The following is a 14,956-nucleotide window of genomic DNA, read 5'->3' on the forward strand; positions in this document are numbered from 1 at the left end:
GAATCATGAAGATTGTTATAATTGGCGGTGGCCCGGGGGGGGGTGTGGCAGCGATTCGGGCGGCCCAGTTAGGTGCTGCGGTAACCCTGATTGAAAACAAATATCTGGGCGGCACTTGTCTTAATGTCGGTTGTATTCCCACCAAGGTGCTCCTCCACACCACCGAACTGCTGGACGTTCTTAAACATGATGCCAAGGAACTTGGCATCACACTTTCAGACTATCACGGTGACTGGCCAAAGCTGCAGAAAAGAAAAACAAAAATCATCAAAAAACTGGTCGGTGGGGTCAACGGATTATTAAAGAACAATGGGATTACCAAAATAATGGGCACCGCTGTTTTTGTGAATGCGCATCAAATTAAGGTCATCAGTGACAATCAGGACGAAATAAACAACGCAGCAACTGTCATCGATTTTGATTTTGCCATCATTGCCACCGGCTCAAAACCAGTGATACCACCGATACCGGGGAGCAATCATCCGGATGTGATCACCAGTGACACGGCTCTGTCATTGGATGCTGTGCCGGAAAGCCTGGGCATTATTGGCGGCGGCGTCATTGGCTGTGAATTTGCCAGTATCTACAATGCCTTTGGCTGTAAGGTAACAATCATCGAGATGCTACCGGAAATTGTTGCCAACATGGACCGTGATATTGTCAAGCCGCTCAAAGAAAAACTGCTAAAAGATGGGGTCGATATTTTTACCAGCACCAGAGTCGAGTCAATTCAGGAAAGTGCTGGCGGTTTAACCGTTACAACCAGCTCGCAGACCGGTGAAAAAACCATTACCGCCAAAAAAGTGCTCTTGTCAGTGGGCCGAAAACCGGAGCTTAGTACCCTTAACTTGGATCTGGCTGGTATAAAAACCGCCCGTGGGGCGATTGTTGTCAATCAAAAAATGCAGACCAATGTCCCGCATATCTATGCCATTGGCGATTGCAATGGCGGGGTAATGCTGGCCCATGTGGCCTCAGCTGAAGGAATTTTGGCGGTGGAAACGATCATGGGGAAAAGATCACAAATTGATTTTAAAACCATTCCCTATTGCGTTTATACCAAACCGGAATTGGCCAGTGTCGGGCTGACCGAAGCCCAGGCCCGAGAAGCGGGCTATGACGTAAAAGTCGGCATTTTTCCCATGGCCGTCAATGGTAAAGCAATGATCATGGGTGAAACAACCGGGGTCGTCAAATACGTAACCGATGCCGCTACTGGCGAAATTCTGGGACTGCACATGGCCGGTCCCCGGGCTACCGATCTGATTGTTGAAGGCGCCCTGGCCATCCGCCTGGAAGCCACCGTGGCCGAGCTGATGGCTACCATCCACGCCCATCCCACTGTCGGCGAAGCACTGATGGAAGCCGCCCATGCCGTCGATGGTCACGCCATCCATTTAATGCGATAACGATGGTTAGAAAAAACGGTATCAAAAAATAAAACAGGCTGCCACTTTTGGATCGGAATTAAAAAGTGGCAGCCTGTTTGTTTGAATTTAGATAAAAACGAAAAAACTAATGACTCTGGCCGTGGACCTCATGATCCGTAAGCTTTGTTACCTGATTGTTATCATCGAGAATCAGCACCCGGGGCTTAAAAGCCAGGGCTTCCTGCCGGTCCATCATGGCATAGGCGATAATGATCACCTGATCACCTTTTTGCACCAGCCGGGCTGCGGCACCATTGACACAGATCACGCCACTGTCCCGTTCGCCCACAATCGTATAGGTTTCAAAGCGTTGGCCGTTATTTATATCCACCACCTGAACCTTTTCACCGGGAAGAATATCCGCCTGATCCAGCAGCGCTTCGTCAATGGTGATACTGCCCACATAATTGAGGTCAGCCTCGGTGACAGTTGCCCGATGGAGCTTTGACTTAAATAGGGTGATATACATAATTTACCTCTTAATCTAAAATAATATTATCAATCAGCCGGGTGCTGCCAAAGCGAACGGCTACTGCCGCCAGGGCCGGTGCTGTGATGGTTTCGATATCGGCCAGGGTTTCAAAATCAAGGATATCAACGTAATCAATAACCGCCAACGGCATGGTACTGATCTGGCCGATAATCTGATCTTTTAGGGTTTTAACCTGGACGACGCCAGATTTATGAAGGGCTTTGGCAGCCGTCAGCGACTGGCTAAGCACCAGGGCCTGGTTACGCTCTTCCGGCGTTAAAAACACATTGCGGGAGCTCATGGCTAAGCCATCGGCTTCCCGGACAATCGGGCAGACTGTCAGCTGAACCGGCAGATGTAAATCCCGAACCATTTTTTTTATCACCGCCACCTGTTGGGCATCTTTCTGTCCAAAATAGGCACGGTTTGGCTGGATCAGGTTAAACAATATATTGACTACTGTGGTCACGCCTTTAAAATGAGTCGGCCGGGACTGACCGCAGAGTTTTTTTGTGATCTCGCCTGCCACTTCCACAAAGGTGGAAGCACCGGCCGGATAGATTTCGCCCGGATCAGGAAAGAACAGCAGATCGGTTCCGGCAGCTGCGGCAAGTCGTGAATCCCGGTCAAAATCCCGGGGGTAGGCATCCAGATCCTCGCCCGGGGCAAACTGAGTGGGATTGACAAAGATACTCACGACCGTGAAATCATTCTGACTTCGGGCTTCATTAATCAACGACAGATGACCGTCGTGAAGATAGCCCATGGTCGGAACAAAGCCGATGCTTTTATCCCGGCCAATTTCTTCAAGAGCGATCTTAAGTTCTGAGATTGTTTTTATGATCTTCATAGTCTTATTGTTTTAGCGCGGCGATCACCGCATCATCAATGGAAAAGGTATGTTTTTCTTCCGGAAACTTCACCGACTTCACCTCGGTGATATAGGTTGTCACAGAATCCTTAATGGTTTCATTCAAGGCCGCATAGCGCTTGGAAAACTTGGGTGATTGACCTGAATACATGCCCAGTAGATCATGGATGACCAGCACCTGACCGTCGCAGTAGCGACCGGCGCCAATACCGATGGTCGGCACCGAGATCTTTGCCGTGATTAATTGCGCCAGTTTTTCGGGAATCCCCTCCAGAACAATGGCAAAAACGCCCGCTGCTTCCAGGGCCAGGGCATCATCAATGACTTTCTGAGCCTGAGCAGTGTCCTTGCCCTGAACCTTAAATCCACCGAACAGGTTAACCGATTGGGGCGTCAGACCGATATGGCCCATGACGGGAATCTGGGCTTTGACAATGGCAGTAACAGTATCAACCTGATCCACGCCGCCTTCAAGCTTGACGGCGTGGGCCTTCCCTTCCTGAATCAACCGGCCGGCATTGCGAACAGCCTCTTCCACCGAAATGTGATAGGATAAAAAGGGCATGTCACCGACGATCAGGGCGTTTTCAGCGCCCCGGGCAACGGCGCGGCAGTGGTAGACCATGTCGTCCATGGTCACTTCCAGAGTGGATTCATAACCCTGGACCACCATGCCGAGCGAATCGCCCACCAGAATGGAATCGATACCGGCATCATTGACGATTTTGGCCATTGAATAATCATAGGCCGTTAGCATGGTGATTTTTTCCTTGTTTGCTTTGGCTTGTAAAAAAGAACTGACAGTAAATTTGTTTTTCATTGGTTTCTTCCTTTAATTTAAATTTTAATCGATCTAAAATGAGAGATAAGCAGTCGGTACTAAGGTTTGATGGGAGTATTTAACTAAGGATTTTTTGCAATTGAAGATACTTTTCAGTAGCAATCCGTTTGTCTTTGATCATCTCAATGGTGGTTAAGCCCAGGGTTTGGTAGAGTGGCAGAAATTCCGGGGCCTGGGTTTTTAGGGCTTTTATGTGTTTGCCGATGGTGTTTTCATCCCCCCGAACCAGCGGACCAGTAAGGGCGTTGACAGTTCCGGATTTTTCGATATTGCCCAAGGTGGCGGTGATCAGTGGCATAAATGCCCTGATTATTTCATCATCAGCAATGCCAGTGGTCTTTAGTAGTTCAAAACCGGAATCAATCAGGGTTACCAGATAGTTGGAAAGGATACAGGCGGCGGCATGATAAAGTACCTTATCATTCTTATCAATTACCGAATAGGGATTGTCAGTGATCGCCAGGATTTTTTGCGCAGCAATTCGCCCCTGTTGATTGCCTTCCAGGGTAAAAACGGTTTGCTTTAAATTTTTTGACGCAGTCAAGGGATCCGAAAAACTCATGATCGGATGGAGTGAACACAAACCACACCCGGAAGTTAGCAGCGGGTCAAAAAGATCGGTTGACAGGGCGCCGCTGGTATGGATCAGGGTATGATGCTTCGTTAAGCAGGCGGTTTGGAGGAGTTGGTTGATAACTGCAGAAATTTGATCATCCCCAGTGGTGATAAAAATCACCTCACTTGCAGCAGCAAAGCTGGGAAGGTCATAGAAAACAGCGGAGTCCGTTACCTTGGCAGCACATTGCGACGAAATCTCGCTGCGGCTGAGGTAACCGGATAGGGTCAGACGATGGTGTTTGAAAAAAATGCCCAGGGCGGTGCCGACTTTGCCAGCGCCAATAAATCCGATTTTCATGCGTTTCACCTGTTTGTAGTATTTGGTTATGACCGCAAAGAGCAGAGAAACACAGATCACGCAAACCTGAGGTTGTCAAAAATTCGGGTTGTCGAATCCCCCATACTGACAAATGTCAAGCTACGACCAATTGTCAGTATGGGGGATTCGACAAAACCGGAAGGCGGCTGTTTAATTTTAGGCAAAGAAAAAAGGTCCTCTGCACTGAAAATAAACAACTGCAAAAAGACCGATCATTACATTATAAAAATGCAAAAATGGATGGTTTTATTCAGTCTCTATCACCAGGGATTAGAGCAGGTTTTTAAATTTATTTCTGTTTTTATGCGTTAATCATGTGCAGCTCTTGACGATGCCACCATGTGGGTATGATACATGATGTAGGATAATAATGCAAGCGTTTATTTAGAGAATGGAATTGGTTTAAGAAATAAAAAAAACAAGCAGTCTAAAATCACTTGTTTATAACTTTTAATATGGGGCAAAGTAGTACCGACAATTGTTACATCATGTTGTTTGCATCGGGGCGAACAGGTTGATAAACCTGTCCGATCCTGCGCGAAGGCAATGAGCCAATCACAAGCTTGCTTGTAGTTGGCGACTGCCCGCGACCAATGCGAAAGGAGCGTAGCGGATTTCGCATGGCGCAGCAAACAACAGATTAATAATTGGTCGGTACGGGGTGATAATCTGAAACAAGCAGCGCTAAAACCACTTGTTTTTTTTGAAATACAGCAGGGTGCCAGTAACCACGACAATGCATAAGACAATCACAAACGGGTAGCCGTACTCCCAATGAAATTCCGGCATCATGATGTTCATGCCGTACCAGCCGACAATCAGGGTCAGGGGCAGAAAAATAGATGTGACGACAGTGAAAATTTTCATGACATTATTCAGGTTAATATCGAGCTGCGCCTGGTAGGCCTCCCGCACCTGAGTGCCGTAATCCCGGAGGTTCAGCACATTGGTAAAAAGTCGGTTGATGCGATTGGTGAGAATTTTAAAATAGCGGAGATCTTTTTTATCGATCAGATTATTTTCATTTTCTTCAATGGCCTCAGAAATTTCAAAAAGTTGTTCATAATATTGTTTCAGACTTAATAGACGCTTGCGAAACGTGATCAGATAGTCGACCAGGTCATTTTTAATGGCGACAATAAATTCTTCTTCCAGCCCGGAGATTTCTTCCTCAATCGCAATCAATACATCCCGATCATCGTAGGTCAGCTTGTCAAAAAAGAGGTGAAAAAATTTGCTTAGATCGGATATCTGGATATCGGCCGTCTTGATGGTGTCAACCAGGTCAGCGAAATAGGTAATCCGATCCGAGGCGAAAACAAGCAGGTTGGCACGGAAATAAATTCCGATCCGTTTTGGTTTGACTGTACCGGAAATGGCGTCCGGAATTGACAGGGTAATGAAATCAAAACCATCGTGACTTTCAAACTTACAGGAGTTACCGCTGATGCATTCTTCAACCAGTCGTGATCCGATATCCAATTGGGCACTTACCGCTACGAGCTCACTAAAATCGAGGATACACAGGTGCTTCTGGTCAGAGCTGGCAAAAGACTGTGAGGGGGAAACAGCTGTTAGTTGACCTGCCGTCAGTTTATAAGCCAGCATTTTTAACCTTCAGCTGGGGTTTATTGCGGATCAGTGCTTCCGGGTTCTTGGAATTCGCTGTTTTATGGACTTCGATATCAAAGAGGTTGAGGGCTTCCAGCAGTGAGCGCAGTTTGGCATAGCCGTAATTTTTACTTTTAAAGGTGGGGTGCTTCTGGGCGATTTGGGAACCAACCAGGCCCAGATTGGCCCAACCGGATGGGTCAGCATTTTCTGAAACGATTAACTGAAAGGATTGGATCAGCTCTTTTTTGAGTTGAATATCTTTTTGCGATGAACCGTTTTTTTCAGAAGTGATGTTGCGGATCACATATTTGACATTTTGAGAATTGGCGGTTCGGCGGGTTGTCAGTTCAAATTTATCCAGTGAGGAAAGCAGCGAGCGCAGTTTGGAATAACCATAATTGCGGCTGTCAAAATCTGGATAGCGGTTGTTGAGGCGGGAGCCAACCAGACCCAGATCGGCCCAGCCTTCTTCATCCGAGTTATCGTTGATAATTGTTTTAATCGATTGGATCAGTTGTTTTTTGGAGGCCATTCCTTCTTTGGCAGAAGACTGCTTTTGGTTTAATATTTCTTCCGGTTGAGAAGAATCCGGGTCAGCTGCCAGAACTTCCAGATATTTAAATTTTTCACAGGCCGAGATAAAGGGGGTGGGGGTTTTCTTTTCACCCATCCCCACCACATACATTCCGGCTTCCCGGAGCCGGGTCGCCAGACGGGTGAAGTCGCTGTCACTGGAGACGATACAGAATCCATCCACATTATTGGAATAAAGAATATCCATGGCGTCAATAATTAAGGCGGCATCGGTGGCATTCTTTCCGGTGGTGTAACTGTACTGCTGAATCGGGGTAATGGAATAGTTAAGTAATACCGTTTTCCAGGATCCCAGCTGGGGTTTGGTCCAGTCACCGTAGATGCGTTTAAACGTTGCCATCCCAAGGTTGGAAATTTCATCGAAGATATATTTGATATATTTATCCGAAACATTATCGGCGTCAATTAAGACGGCAATTTTCATATCATTTTTCATGGGTCACCTTTTCTATTTCGTTGGTTTCGATCACTTTGTTAGTCTCAGTATAATAGAAATCACGCTTTTTTACAACCGACCGCCGCCACAAAAAAATAACTGATCAATTCTGATCAGTTGAGGTTGTCGATAAACTACCGTACCGACCAATTGTTAATCTGTTGTATGCGCACAATTCGTACAGTTGCTATTAAAGATTCGGCTAATTATAGGCGTTTCAGCGCAACTGTTCGCCTTGAGGCACACAACATGATCTAACAATTGTCGGTACTGGGTTAGCTTTTTTTGACAGTTTGTAGGGGCGATCCGTGATCGCCCGCAACTAAATTTATGCCGAGACATCCGTGATGACCAGGGGCTCAGACCCTTGCCCCAAGCGGCAGTGAATCAGGGCTGGTCGTAAAGATGCTCTTCTTCCCGGTCATTGGTCAGATTCAGTTTGTCCAGCACAAAGAAGATCAAACTTAAAATCATCCCAACCACGGCGGCCAGAACCATCCCTTTGAGCTGGATACTGCCAAAGGTAACCGCAATGCCGGATAAGCCCACCACAAACACGACTGAAGTCAGGGCCAGATTACGGGATTTGCCATAGTCAACCTGGGCATCAACCAGAATTCGGATCCCGGCGGCGCCGATCATTCCATATAAAAGGAACGAAATCCCACCGATAACCGGACCGGGAATGGTGGAAATCAGCATCGACAGTTTACCAACAAACGAGCAGACAATCGAAATAATTGCCGCACCAGCGATGACCTGGACCGAGTAGACTTTGGTGACCGCCATTACGCCAATGTTCTCGCCGTAGGTAGTGGTTGGTACCGAACCAATTAAACCCGACAACATGGTCGAAAAATTATCGGCAAACAGGGAGCGGTGCAAACCGGGATCTTTTAGCAGATCTCGTCCCACTACCTTGCTGGTGACAATCTGGTGACCAATGTGTTCAGAGGCAATAACCAGCAGTACTGGCAAAATGATAATAATTGCTTCTAAATTAAATTGTGGGAACTGGAAGTTTGGCAGCGAAAACCAGGGGGCCTCTGCGACGGCCTCATAGGTAGCCGGGCCAACCACACCGGTGATCAGAGCCGTGATGTAGCCAGCCACAATCGCAATCAGGATGGGGATAACTGCCAGAAATTTACGGAACATCACCGATCCAAAAACGGCGAAGGCCAGGGTCACCAGAAAAACAATGACATTTTCAGGAACAATGGCGGTTACCACTTGTTCATAAAGACCGGAAGCTTCGTCCAAAACGTAGCTGGTGCTACTGACGACTCCAGCCGTGCTGGCAGCGGTCCCAGCCAGCTCCAGACCAATCAGCGCTACTACCGGGCCCATGGCCGCTGGAGGCAGTACCACATTGATCCATTCAATGCCGAACTTATAAATAATCCCAGCCAGGATACAGCCGCATAAACCGACTACCACAAAACCGCCGAGGGCATAAGAATACCCCCAGGTGGCAATAACAATACCGGCTGGCGCCAGAAAGGCAAAACTGGAACCCAGGTAAGCCGGGGCCTTACCCTTGGTGATCACCATAAACAACAGGGTACCCACACCATTCATAAAGAGTACGATGGCCGGGTTGATTCCAAAGAGGAAGGGAACCAGAACTGATGCGCCAAACATGGCAAACATATGTTGCAGGCTCAGTGGCACCAACATATTCAATGGCACCTTTTCCTCCACTTGTATAATTCTTCGATTGTCCAAAACGTTTCCTCCGTTCTTTTCATTTTCCTTTGAGATTATAACACAGGAATGAAGCAGAGCAAAGACTTTATACAATTAAATGAATAATAATAAAAAAATCCAGTTACCGGCCAGTTGGGAATATTTACCCGCTTGCCAACCTGTGATACAATGCAGCTAAAGCTAAAAAATGAAGGAGTCCTAGAATGCGAATTTCAGTTGATACCAAAATATATGCCGTCATCGGCGATCCCATTGTGCAAAGTTTATCGCCCCAATTGCATAATGGACTGTTTAAAGCAATCGGGGTGGACGCTTTATACCTGCCGATTGCTGTTAAGTCTGAAGATTTAGGAAAGCTGGTGGATGGTTTTCGGCTAATGAATGTGGGCGGATTTAACATCACCAAGCCCCATAAAATGGAAATCATGAAATATATCGACCAACTAGATCCTTTGGCAGAGAAAATCGGGGCGGTGAATACGGTGGTTTGCCGTGATAAAAAAATGATCGGCTACAATACGGATGGGAATGGCTTTATTAAATCAATTGAAACAAAAATTGGTAAGATTCCCAGATCGGAATTGACCATTCTGATTCTCGGTTGTGGGGGTGCGGTTAAGTCGGTGGCGATGGCTTTGGCAGATTGGGGCATCCAAAAGGTCATCATTGCCAATCGTACAGTGGCTAAAGCAAAAGAGCTGGCCAGTCAAATTAATGAGAGTTGGCCGGGAAAAGCCCAGGCCATTGACATGAATGCAGAGTCCTTAAAAGCAGCCGTTAATGAAGCTGCGGTAGTGGTCAACGGAACCAGTTTAGGAATGGCCGATACCGCCTGGCAAACGCCGCTTGACAAAACGCTCCTGAAAAAAGAATTGCTGGTATATGATATGATCTACAGCCCGGCGGTGACCCAGTTCATGAAAGATGCCCGGGAAATCGGGGCACAAACTGAAAATGGGCTGGAAATGCTGTTGTACCAGGGACTATTAGCCTTTGAATTATGGACCGGAGTTTTTCCGGATCCGGTTTTGGGCAAAAAATTACTGGAGGAAGGGATAAATGAAAACTGAAAAAAAGTGTGTAGCATTGATTGGCTTTATGGCAACAGGTAAAACCACCATCGGTTCCTTGTTGGCCCGGGAACTGGAATATGATTTTGTCGATACCGATGCCTTAGTGGAAGCGGAGCTGGGGATGAAGATAACCGATATTTTTGCCCAGCTGGGGGAAGATGCCTTCCGGGACGCCGAACATGAGGCGTTAAAAAAGGCCTTAACGATGGAGAATATTGTTTTGTCCACCGGCGGGGGAATCATTCTGTTTAAAAGAAATCGAAAATTGTTGGCTGAAAAGGCCTTTGTAGTCAGTTTGTCAGCTCAGCCGGAAACCATCTATTGCCGAATTAAGGGCGATGATACCCGCCCTTTGCTAAAGAGTGAAGATCCGCTGGTGCGAATCCGTCAACTGCTGGCCGAACGTCAGGAGTATTACGATGTTTGTGATTTTAAAATATCAACCGAAACCTGGACTGCCGAGGGATGCTGTCAGAAAATAAAAGAAGCCTTTAACGATCATCGGGCAAAATAGTTTACTGAACGAATCAGGAAGAAAACGAGACAAAAAAATACACCGATCAACTGATCGGTGTTATGCTTCGTTACTTCATGGCTTTCAGATCGCAAATATAGCAATCCGTCAGTCGTTGAACCGCATCGGGGTTTTTGACAGGCCAGGTGGTTTCCAGTGCCTCGCAATGCCCCGTGGAGGTTTCTTCATCAAAGACAAAATCAATACAGCCATTGCATTTTTTATCCTTTGTTTTTTTAATCAACTCAAGGACAGACTCGTTTACAAATTCTCGAAATTCCTTATAAGCGATTGTTTTATGATTTTCAAACATGCTCATCACTTCACCTGACTTTCTGGAAATAAGATTATCGGATGGGCAATTAAATTCTTTGTTAATAACCAATCCTTTACTAAACTTATAGTAACCCATAAATGAAAAAAAACAAGATAATATTTTGTCGTATTTTCATTTTAAGAAAATAATTTAAAACGAAAAAAAATGATTGAAATTCTTTTTAAGCTGTGTTATCATTTATGACAGTGTCCTGTGGGGCGCTAATAAGATGCGCTGAATCTTTGATTTGGTGTGAATCGCTTAGTTATCTCTATCGCATTAGGGGTACATCCTTACAACCAAATAAACTATTTTTTTCGCCGAAGTGATGGAATTGGCAGACGTGACGGACTCAAAATCCGTTGTGAGTGATCACGTGCGGGTTCGAGTCCCGCCTTCGGCACCACTTTTGCTCCCTTAGCTCAGTTGGCTAGAGCACCTGACTCTTAATCAGGGTGTCCAGAGTTCGAGTCTCTGAGGGAGCACCAATAATAGCGCATAACAGAGCCGTTTGAGGGCTCTGTTTTTTTACGTCTAATTTGTAATACTTGTAATTTACGGTGCGTTATGGCTATTAAGTGGCGGTTGGAATGGCGACCCAAATATGGGGATTGAAAAAAAGCGGAGTTGTTTTAATTGATGGTTTAAGTACATATCGGCAATAATTAAAGCGTAACGGGCGCTTGAGTATTACTCAGCAAACTGTTATAATTACACGCAATTAAGATTTGTGAGGAGAGTCAAATGGAATCAACAGAAAAAAATGCGTGTTCTTATTTAAACTGCGGTTTTAATGTCAATGGACGTTGTCCGGACATGGATGTCTTAAAGAATCCATATAAAGAGACCGGCTGCATTTTCTATAAAAATAAGAATATCCAGACAGATGATAAAAAAAGCGAATAAAAACACCGAAAGGTGTTTTTTTTATATTTTTTGAAAAACATTCGCAGCCGTTGCAAATGCAACGGCATAATCACGTACCCCCGGATATAATAGCAACATACCAATGAGGTAGCGACATCAAAATTGTTAAAACTAAATGTTATGATGAAATAGAATTTTCAGGAGGATAATCGTATGAGTATGTTTTGTTATCAGTGTCAGGAAGCGGCCAAAGGAAAAGGCTGTAGCGTTAAAGGGGTTTGTGGTAAAAGTGAAGAAGTTGCTAAACTCCAGGATCTATTGATTTATACAGTTAAGGGGATTTCCGAAATTGTCGTAAAAGGCGAATTGGAAGCCAAAGAGTTGGGCGAAGTCAATCATGAGGTATTAAGAAGTCTCTTTATGACCATCACCAATGCGAATTTTGATGGAGATGCCTTTGTTAAAGAAATAAAGAAAATGACCGTGCTGAGAAATCAGCTGCGGGATATGGTGGATGCCGCCAATAAAAAGAATAACCCCGGTTTCTTCCAGAAATTGCTGGGCTTAAAGAAAGAACAAACGGGCAAAAAAATAAATGTATCAGCACTTCATGACGCCGCCCGTTTTGAAACCGCCACAAAAGCGGAGATGCTTAAAAAAGCTGCAAATGTCGGAATCCTGGCTACCAAAAATGAAGATGTCCGTTCGCTGCGGGAACTGATTACCTACGGCGTCAAAGGGCTGGCCGCCTATGCCGAGCATGCCCTTAACCTTGGCAAAGAGGACTTAAGTCTATATGGTTTTATCTACGAGGCCATGGCGGCAACCCTGGATGATGCGCTGTCTGCTGATGATCTGGTAGCGTTGACTTTAAAAACCGGTCAGTTTGGCGTCACTGCCATGGCGCTGTTGGATGGTGCCAACACCGGGAAATACGGCAATCCGGAAATCACGGAAGTCAATATTGGGGTTAAAAAGAATCCCGCCATCTTAATTTCCGGCCATGACCTGACCGATCTGGAACAGCTTCTAGAGCAAACCAAAGGCACTGGTGTGGATGTATATACCCATAGTGAAATGTTGCCCGCCCATTATTACCCGGCCTTTAAAAAATATGATAACTTTGTCGGTAACTATGGCAATGCCTGGTGGAAACAGCTGGAAGAATTTGAATCGTTCAACGGCCCGATTCTGTTTACCACCAATTGTATTGTGCCCCCCAAAAGTGACGAAGTCCGGGGTCGGATTTTCACCACTGGGGCTTCGGGACATCCCGGCTGTACCCATATTGAAGCGGATGGAAGTGGTAAAAAAGACTTTTCAAAAGTCATCGAAATGGCTAAACGCTTAAAAGCTCCCACCGAAATTGAAACCGGAAAAATTGTTGGCGGCTTTGCCCACGAGCAGGTTTTTGCCCTGGCGGATAAGGTTGTCGATGCGGTAAAATCCGGTGCGATTAAAAAGTTCTTTGTTATGGCAGGTTGTGATGGTCGTATGAAATCCCGGGACTACTATACCGAATTTGCCCAAAAACTGCCACAGGATACAGTCATCCTAACAGCCGGTTGCGCAAAATACCGTTACAATAAGCTGGATCTCGGTGATATCGGTGGGATTCCCCGACTGTTGGATGCGGGACAGTGTAACGATTCGTATTCCCTGGCACTCATTGCCTTAAAGTTAAAAGAAGTGTTTGAACTTAATGACATCAACGAACTGCCGATTGCCTATAATATTGCCTGGTATGAACAAAAGGCGGTCATTGTTTTACTGGCCCTGCTCCACCTGGGTGTCAAAAACATCCATCTGGGACCAACCTTGCCAGCCTTCTTATCGGCAAATGTGGCAAATGTCCTGATCGATACCTTTGGGATCGGCGGAATTGACTCAGTTGATGCTGACATGGCGATGTTCTTAGGCGCATAAACCAACAAATAATTATGAGTCGATACAGTGGCTTATCAACAACCTTGCCGGAGTTATCCAGATGGATAGCTCCGGTATTTTTTTGGCAAAAAAGTCAAAGCCCCTGTAATTTTAAGCAAAACCATGATAGGATAGAGCAACAAAGAAAAAACATGAGGTAAAAAATGATGCAGTTAATAACAGCTCTTGAAGCTGGTTTTAATCCCCAGATATATAAAATCATCCTGAGTAAACCCCGAATAAAAAGCAATGACTATCAGAAAATCGTCATCAGTCAAATCGGAGAATCCTATCATCTGGAAAAATTCACGGCCACCCAGGTCTTTAATGAAAATCTGGCGGCAGATCAACTGATTGAATTTCTTGGCCAGGCACTGCACACAGACTATCAGCAGTATAACGCCTGGGATGATCAATTTGAGTATATCATCCAGGTCAGCAAAAAAGGCAAGCCATCAATAACACGTAAAGCAGTTACGAAAGCGCCAGCCAAAGTTATCAGCCACAACCGCAAAAAAAACTACATTCTGCAGGAAGGTACCCTTATTCAGCCGCTGGTGGATATGGGGGTCTTTACGAAAGAGGGCAAGGTCGTCAAGACAATGACTGATAAATTCCGCCAGATCAACCGCTTTGTGGAGATTGTCGATGATGAAGTAAAAAAACTGCCCCCTGGCACCGAGCTCAATGTGATTGACTTTGGTTGCGGTAAATCCTATCTGACCTTTATTCTCTATTATTACCTGACGGAGATAAAGAACATCAAGGTGCAAATGATTGGTCTGGATTTAAAAAGCGATGTGATTGACCACTGCAATGCCAGTGCCCGGAAATATGGCTACAACCAGCTATCATTTGAACGGGGGGATATCCATGACTATCAGGCAAGCTTCCCGGTGGATATGATCATTACCCTGCATGCCTGCGATACCGCCACCGATTTTGCCCTCTACAATGCCATCAAATGGGAGGCCCGGCTGATTTTTTCAGTGCCCTGCTGTCAGCACGAACTCAATGGTCAAATGGAAACCGGGGAACTGAGCCTGTTGACAAAATATGGCATCATAAAAGAACGAACCGCCGCACTGTTAACCGATGCCATTCGGGGGAACCTGCTTGAAGCCTGCGGCTACAAAGTTCAACTGATGGAATTCGTCGATCTGGCTCACACCCCCAAAAACATCCTGATCCGGGCTCAAAAAGCCAAAGTCAGTGAAAAAAGAAAAGCGCAGGCGCTAAGGGAGGTGGAAAACGCCATGCAGGCATTTTCCTTAACCCCTACCCTGTTTAAACTCCTTGAAACAGAGAAACGCATTAATTTTAATAAAATTTAAATGTAAGATCGGTCAAAAGAT

At 45.7% G+C, this 14,956-nt stretch carries 14 protein-coding genes, 2 tRNA genes and 1 pseudogene; 8 read left to right on the forward strand and 9 right to left on the reverse strand.

What is annotated here, in order from left to right; genetic code table 11:
* Positions 1 to 5 precede the first annotated feature (5 nt).
* On the forward strand, positions 6 to 1,409 hold the full coding sequence (gene lpdA, locus BI182_RS15170; RefSeq protein ID WP_286809118.1) for a dihydrolipoyl dehydrogenase: 1,404 nt from the start codon (positions 6 to 8) through the stop codon (positions 1,407 to 1,409).
* 106 nt (positions 1,410 to 1,515) lie between these two features.
* On the opposite strand, the gene panD is transcribed toward lpdA, so the two are convergent.
* The 8 genes and pseudogenes from panD to uraA form a co-directional block, all read right to left on the reverse strand.
* Positions 1,516 to 1,899 (reverse strand): aspartate 1-decarboxylase, encoded by a 384-nt coding sequence (gene panD, locus BI182_RS15175; protein ID WP_263992952.1) that lies wholly within the window; start codon positions 1,897 to 1,899, stop codon positions 1,516 to 1,518.
* Between the two features lie 10 nt (positions 1,900 to 1,909).
* Positions 1,910 to 2,752, reverse strand: coding sequence for a pantoate--beta-alanine ligase (panC, locus tag BI182_RS15180; RefSeq protein WP_070370022.1), 843 nt, complete (start codon positions 2,750 to 2,752; stop codon positions 1,910 to 1,912).
* Between the two features lie 4 nt (positions 2,753 to 2,756).
* Entirely contained in the window at positions 2,757 to 3,593 is an 837-nt protein-coding gene (panB, locus tag BI182_RS15185) for a 3-methyl-2-oxobutanoate hydroxymethyltransferase (RefSeq protein WP_286809122.1), read from the reverse strand.
* Positions 3,594 to 3,672: 79 nt separating this feature from the next.
* The gene (locus BI182_RS15190; protein WP_070370024.1) at positions 3,673 to 4,530 is read right to left on the reverse strand and encodes a Rossmann-like and DUF2520 domain-containing protein; all 858 of its coding nucleotides are present in this window, start codon (positions 4,528 to 4,530) and stop codon (positions 3,673 to 3,675) included.
* 705 nt (positions 4,531 to 5,235) lie between these two features.
* Entirely contained in the window at positions 5,236 to 6,159 is a 924-nt protein-coding gene (locus BI182_RS15195; RefSeq protein ID WP_286809124.1) for a magnesium transporter CorA family protein, read from the reverse strand.
* On the reverse strand, positions 6,146 to 6,469 hold the full coding sequence (locus BI182_RS15200) for an OST-HTH/LOTUS domain-containing protein (RefSeq protein ID WP_228881556.1): 324 nt from the start codon (positions 6,467 to 6,469) through the stop codon (positions 6,146 to 6,148). Before BI182_RS15200 ends, BI182_RS15195 begins: the two co-directional genes overlap by 14 nt.
* Positions 6,452 to 7,195: pseudogene (locus BI182_RS15205) on the reverse strand (NYN domain-containing protein); the annotation flags it as partial. The pseudogene BI182_RS15205 and the gene BI182_RS15200, both read right to left, overlap by 18 nt.
* A gap of 387 nt (positions 7,196 to 7,582) precedes the next feature.
* The gene (uraA, locus tag BI182_RS15210) at positions 7,583 to 8,875 is read right to left on the reverse strand and encodes a uracil permease (protein WP_458795893.1); all 1,293 of its coding nucleotides are present in this window, start codon (positions 8,873 to 8,875) and stop codon (positions 7,583 to 7,585) included.
* Between the two features lie 233 nt (positions 8,876 to 9,108).
* On the opposite strand from uraA, the gene BI182_RS15215 reads away from it, so the two are divergent.
* Both BI182_RS15215 and BI182_RS15220 read left to right on the forward strand, forming a co-directional pair.
* On the forward strand, positions 9,109 to 9,975 hold the full coding sequence (locus BI182_RS15215) for a shikimate dehydrogenase (protein ID WP_228881486.1): 867 nt from the start codon (positions 9,109 to 9,111) through the stop codon (positions 9,973 to 9,975).
* Positions 9,965 to 10,492 (forward strand): shikimate kinase, encoded by a 528-nt coding sequence (locus BI182_RS15220; protein WP_070370028.1) that lies wholly within the window; start codon positions 9,965 to 9,967, stop codon positions 10,490 to 10,492. The genes BI182_RS15215 and BI182_RS15220 overlap by 11 nt, the downstream gene beginning before the upstream one ends.
* 70 nt (positions 10,493 to 10,562) lie before the next feature.
* Here the strand turns inward: BI182_RS15220 and BI182_RS15225 are convergent, their stop codons facing one another.
* Positions 10,563 to 10,811, reverse strand: a complete 249-nt coding sequence (locus BI182_RS15225) for a hypothetical protein (RefSeq protein ID WP_070370029.1) — start codon at positions 10,809 to 10,811, stop codon at positions 10,563 to 10,565.
* Positions 10,812 to 11,127: 316 nt separating this feature from the next.
* Here BI182_RS15225 and BI182_RS15230 point away from each other — a divergent pair.
* The 5 genes from BI182_RS15230 (at position 11,128) to BI182_RS15250 (ending at position 14,935) form a co-directional block, all read left to right on the forward strand.
* Positions 11,128 to 11,214: transfer RNA gene (locus BI182_RS15230), tRNA-Leu, on the forward strand.
* A gap of 5 nt (positions 11,215 to 11,219) precedes the next feature.
* Positions 11,220 to 11,296 (forward strand) — tRNA-Lys (locus BI182_RS15235).
* 256 nt (positions 11,297 to 11,552) lie between these two features.
* On the forward strand, positions 11,553 to 11,714 hold the full coding sequence (locus BI182_RS15240) for a hypothetical protein (protein ID WP_175440888.1): 162 nt from the start codon (positions 11,553 to 11,555) through the stop codon (positions 11,712 to 11,714).
* A 174-nt stretch (positions 11,715 to 11,888) separates the two neighbouring features.
* Complete coding sequence (gene hcp / locus BI182_RS15245) at positions 11,889 to 13,601, forward strand: hydroxylamine reductase (RefSeq protein ID WP_070370030.1); 1,713 nt, start codon at positions 11,889 to 11,891, stop codon at positions 13,599 to 13,601.
* Between the two features lie 164 nt (positions 13,602 to 13,765).
* On the forward strand, positions 13,766 to 14,935 hold the full coding sequence (locus tag BI182_RS15250; RefSeq protein WP_070370031.1) for a class I SAM-dependent methyltransferase: 1,170 nt from the start codon (positions 13,766 to 13,768) through the stop codon (positions 14,933 to 14,935).
* Positions 14,936 to 14,956: the final 21 nt, after the last annotated feature.

It is taken from the genome of Acetobacterium sp. MES1 (assembly GCF_002237635.1).
GTDB classification, from domain to species: domain Bacteria; phylum Bacillota; class Clostridia; order Eubacteriales; family Eubacteriaceae; genus Acetobacterium; species Acetobacterium wieringae.

Excerpts from the sequence above, each read along its gene's own strand:
- lpdA (WP_286809118.1), top strand. The coding sequence starts at position 6 with ATGAAGATTGTTATAATTGGCGGTGGCCCGGGGGGGGGTGTGGCAGCG.
- panD (WP_263992952.1), bottom strand. The coding sequence starts at position 1,899 with ATGTATATCACCCTATTTAAGTCAAAGCTCCATCGGGCAACTGTCACC.
- panC (WP_070370022.1), bottom strand. The coding sequence starts at position 2,752 with ATGAAGATCATAAAAACAATCTCAGAACTTAAGATCGCTCTTGAAGAA.
- panB (WP_286809122.1), bottom strand. The coding sequence starts at position 3,593 with ATGAAAAACAAATTTACTGTCAGTTCTTTTTTACAAGCCAAAGCAAAC.
- BI182_RS15190 (WP_070370024.1), bottom strand. The coding sequence starts at position 4,530 with ATGAAAATCGGATTTATTGGCGCTGGCAAAGTCGGCACCGCCCTGGGC.
- BI182_RS15195 (WP_286809124.1), bottom strand. The coding sequence starts at position 6,159 with ATGCTGGCTTATAAACTGACGGCAGGTCAACTAACAGCTGTTTCCCCC.
- uraA (WP_458795893.1), bottom strand. The coding sequence starts at position 8,875 with ATGTTGGTGCCACTGAGCCTGCAACATATGTTTGCCATGTTTGGCGCA.
- BI182_RS15215 (WP_228881486.1), top strand. The coding sequence starts at position 9,109 with ATGCGAATTTCAGTTGATACCAAAATATATGCCGTCATCGGCGATCCC.
- BI182_RS15220 (WP_070370028.1), top strand. The coding sequence starts at position 9,965 with ATGAAAACTGAAAAAAAGTGTGTAGCATTGATTGGCTTTATGGCAACA.
- BI182_RS15225 (WP_070370029.1), bottom strand. The coding sequence starts at position 10,811 with ATGAGCATGTTTGAAAATCATAAAACAATCGCTTATAAGGAATTTCGA.
- BI182_RS15240 (WP_175440888.1), top strand. The coding sequence starts at position 11,553 with ATGGAATCAACAGAAAAAAATGCGTGTTCTTATTTAAACTGCGGTTTT.
- hcp (WP_070370030.1), top strand. The coding sequence starts at position 11,889 with ATGAGTATGTTTTGTTATCAGTGTCAGGAAGCGGCCAAAGGAAAAGGC.
- BI182_RS15250 (WP_070370031.1), top strand. The coding sequence starts at position 13,766 with ATGATGCAGTTAATAACAGCTCTTGAAGCTGGTTTTAATCCCCAGATA.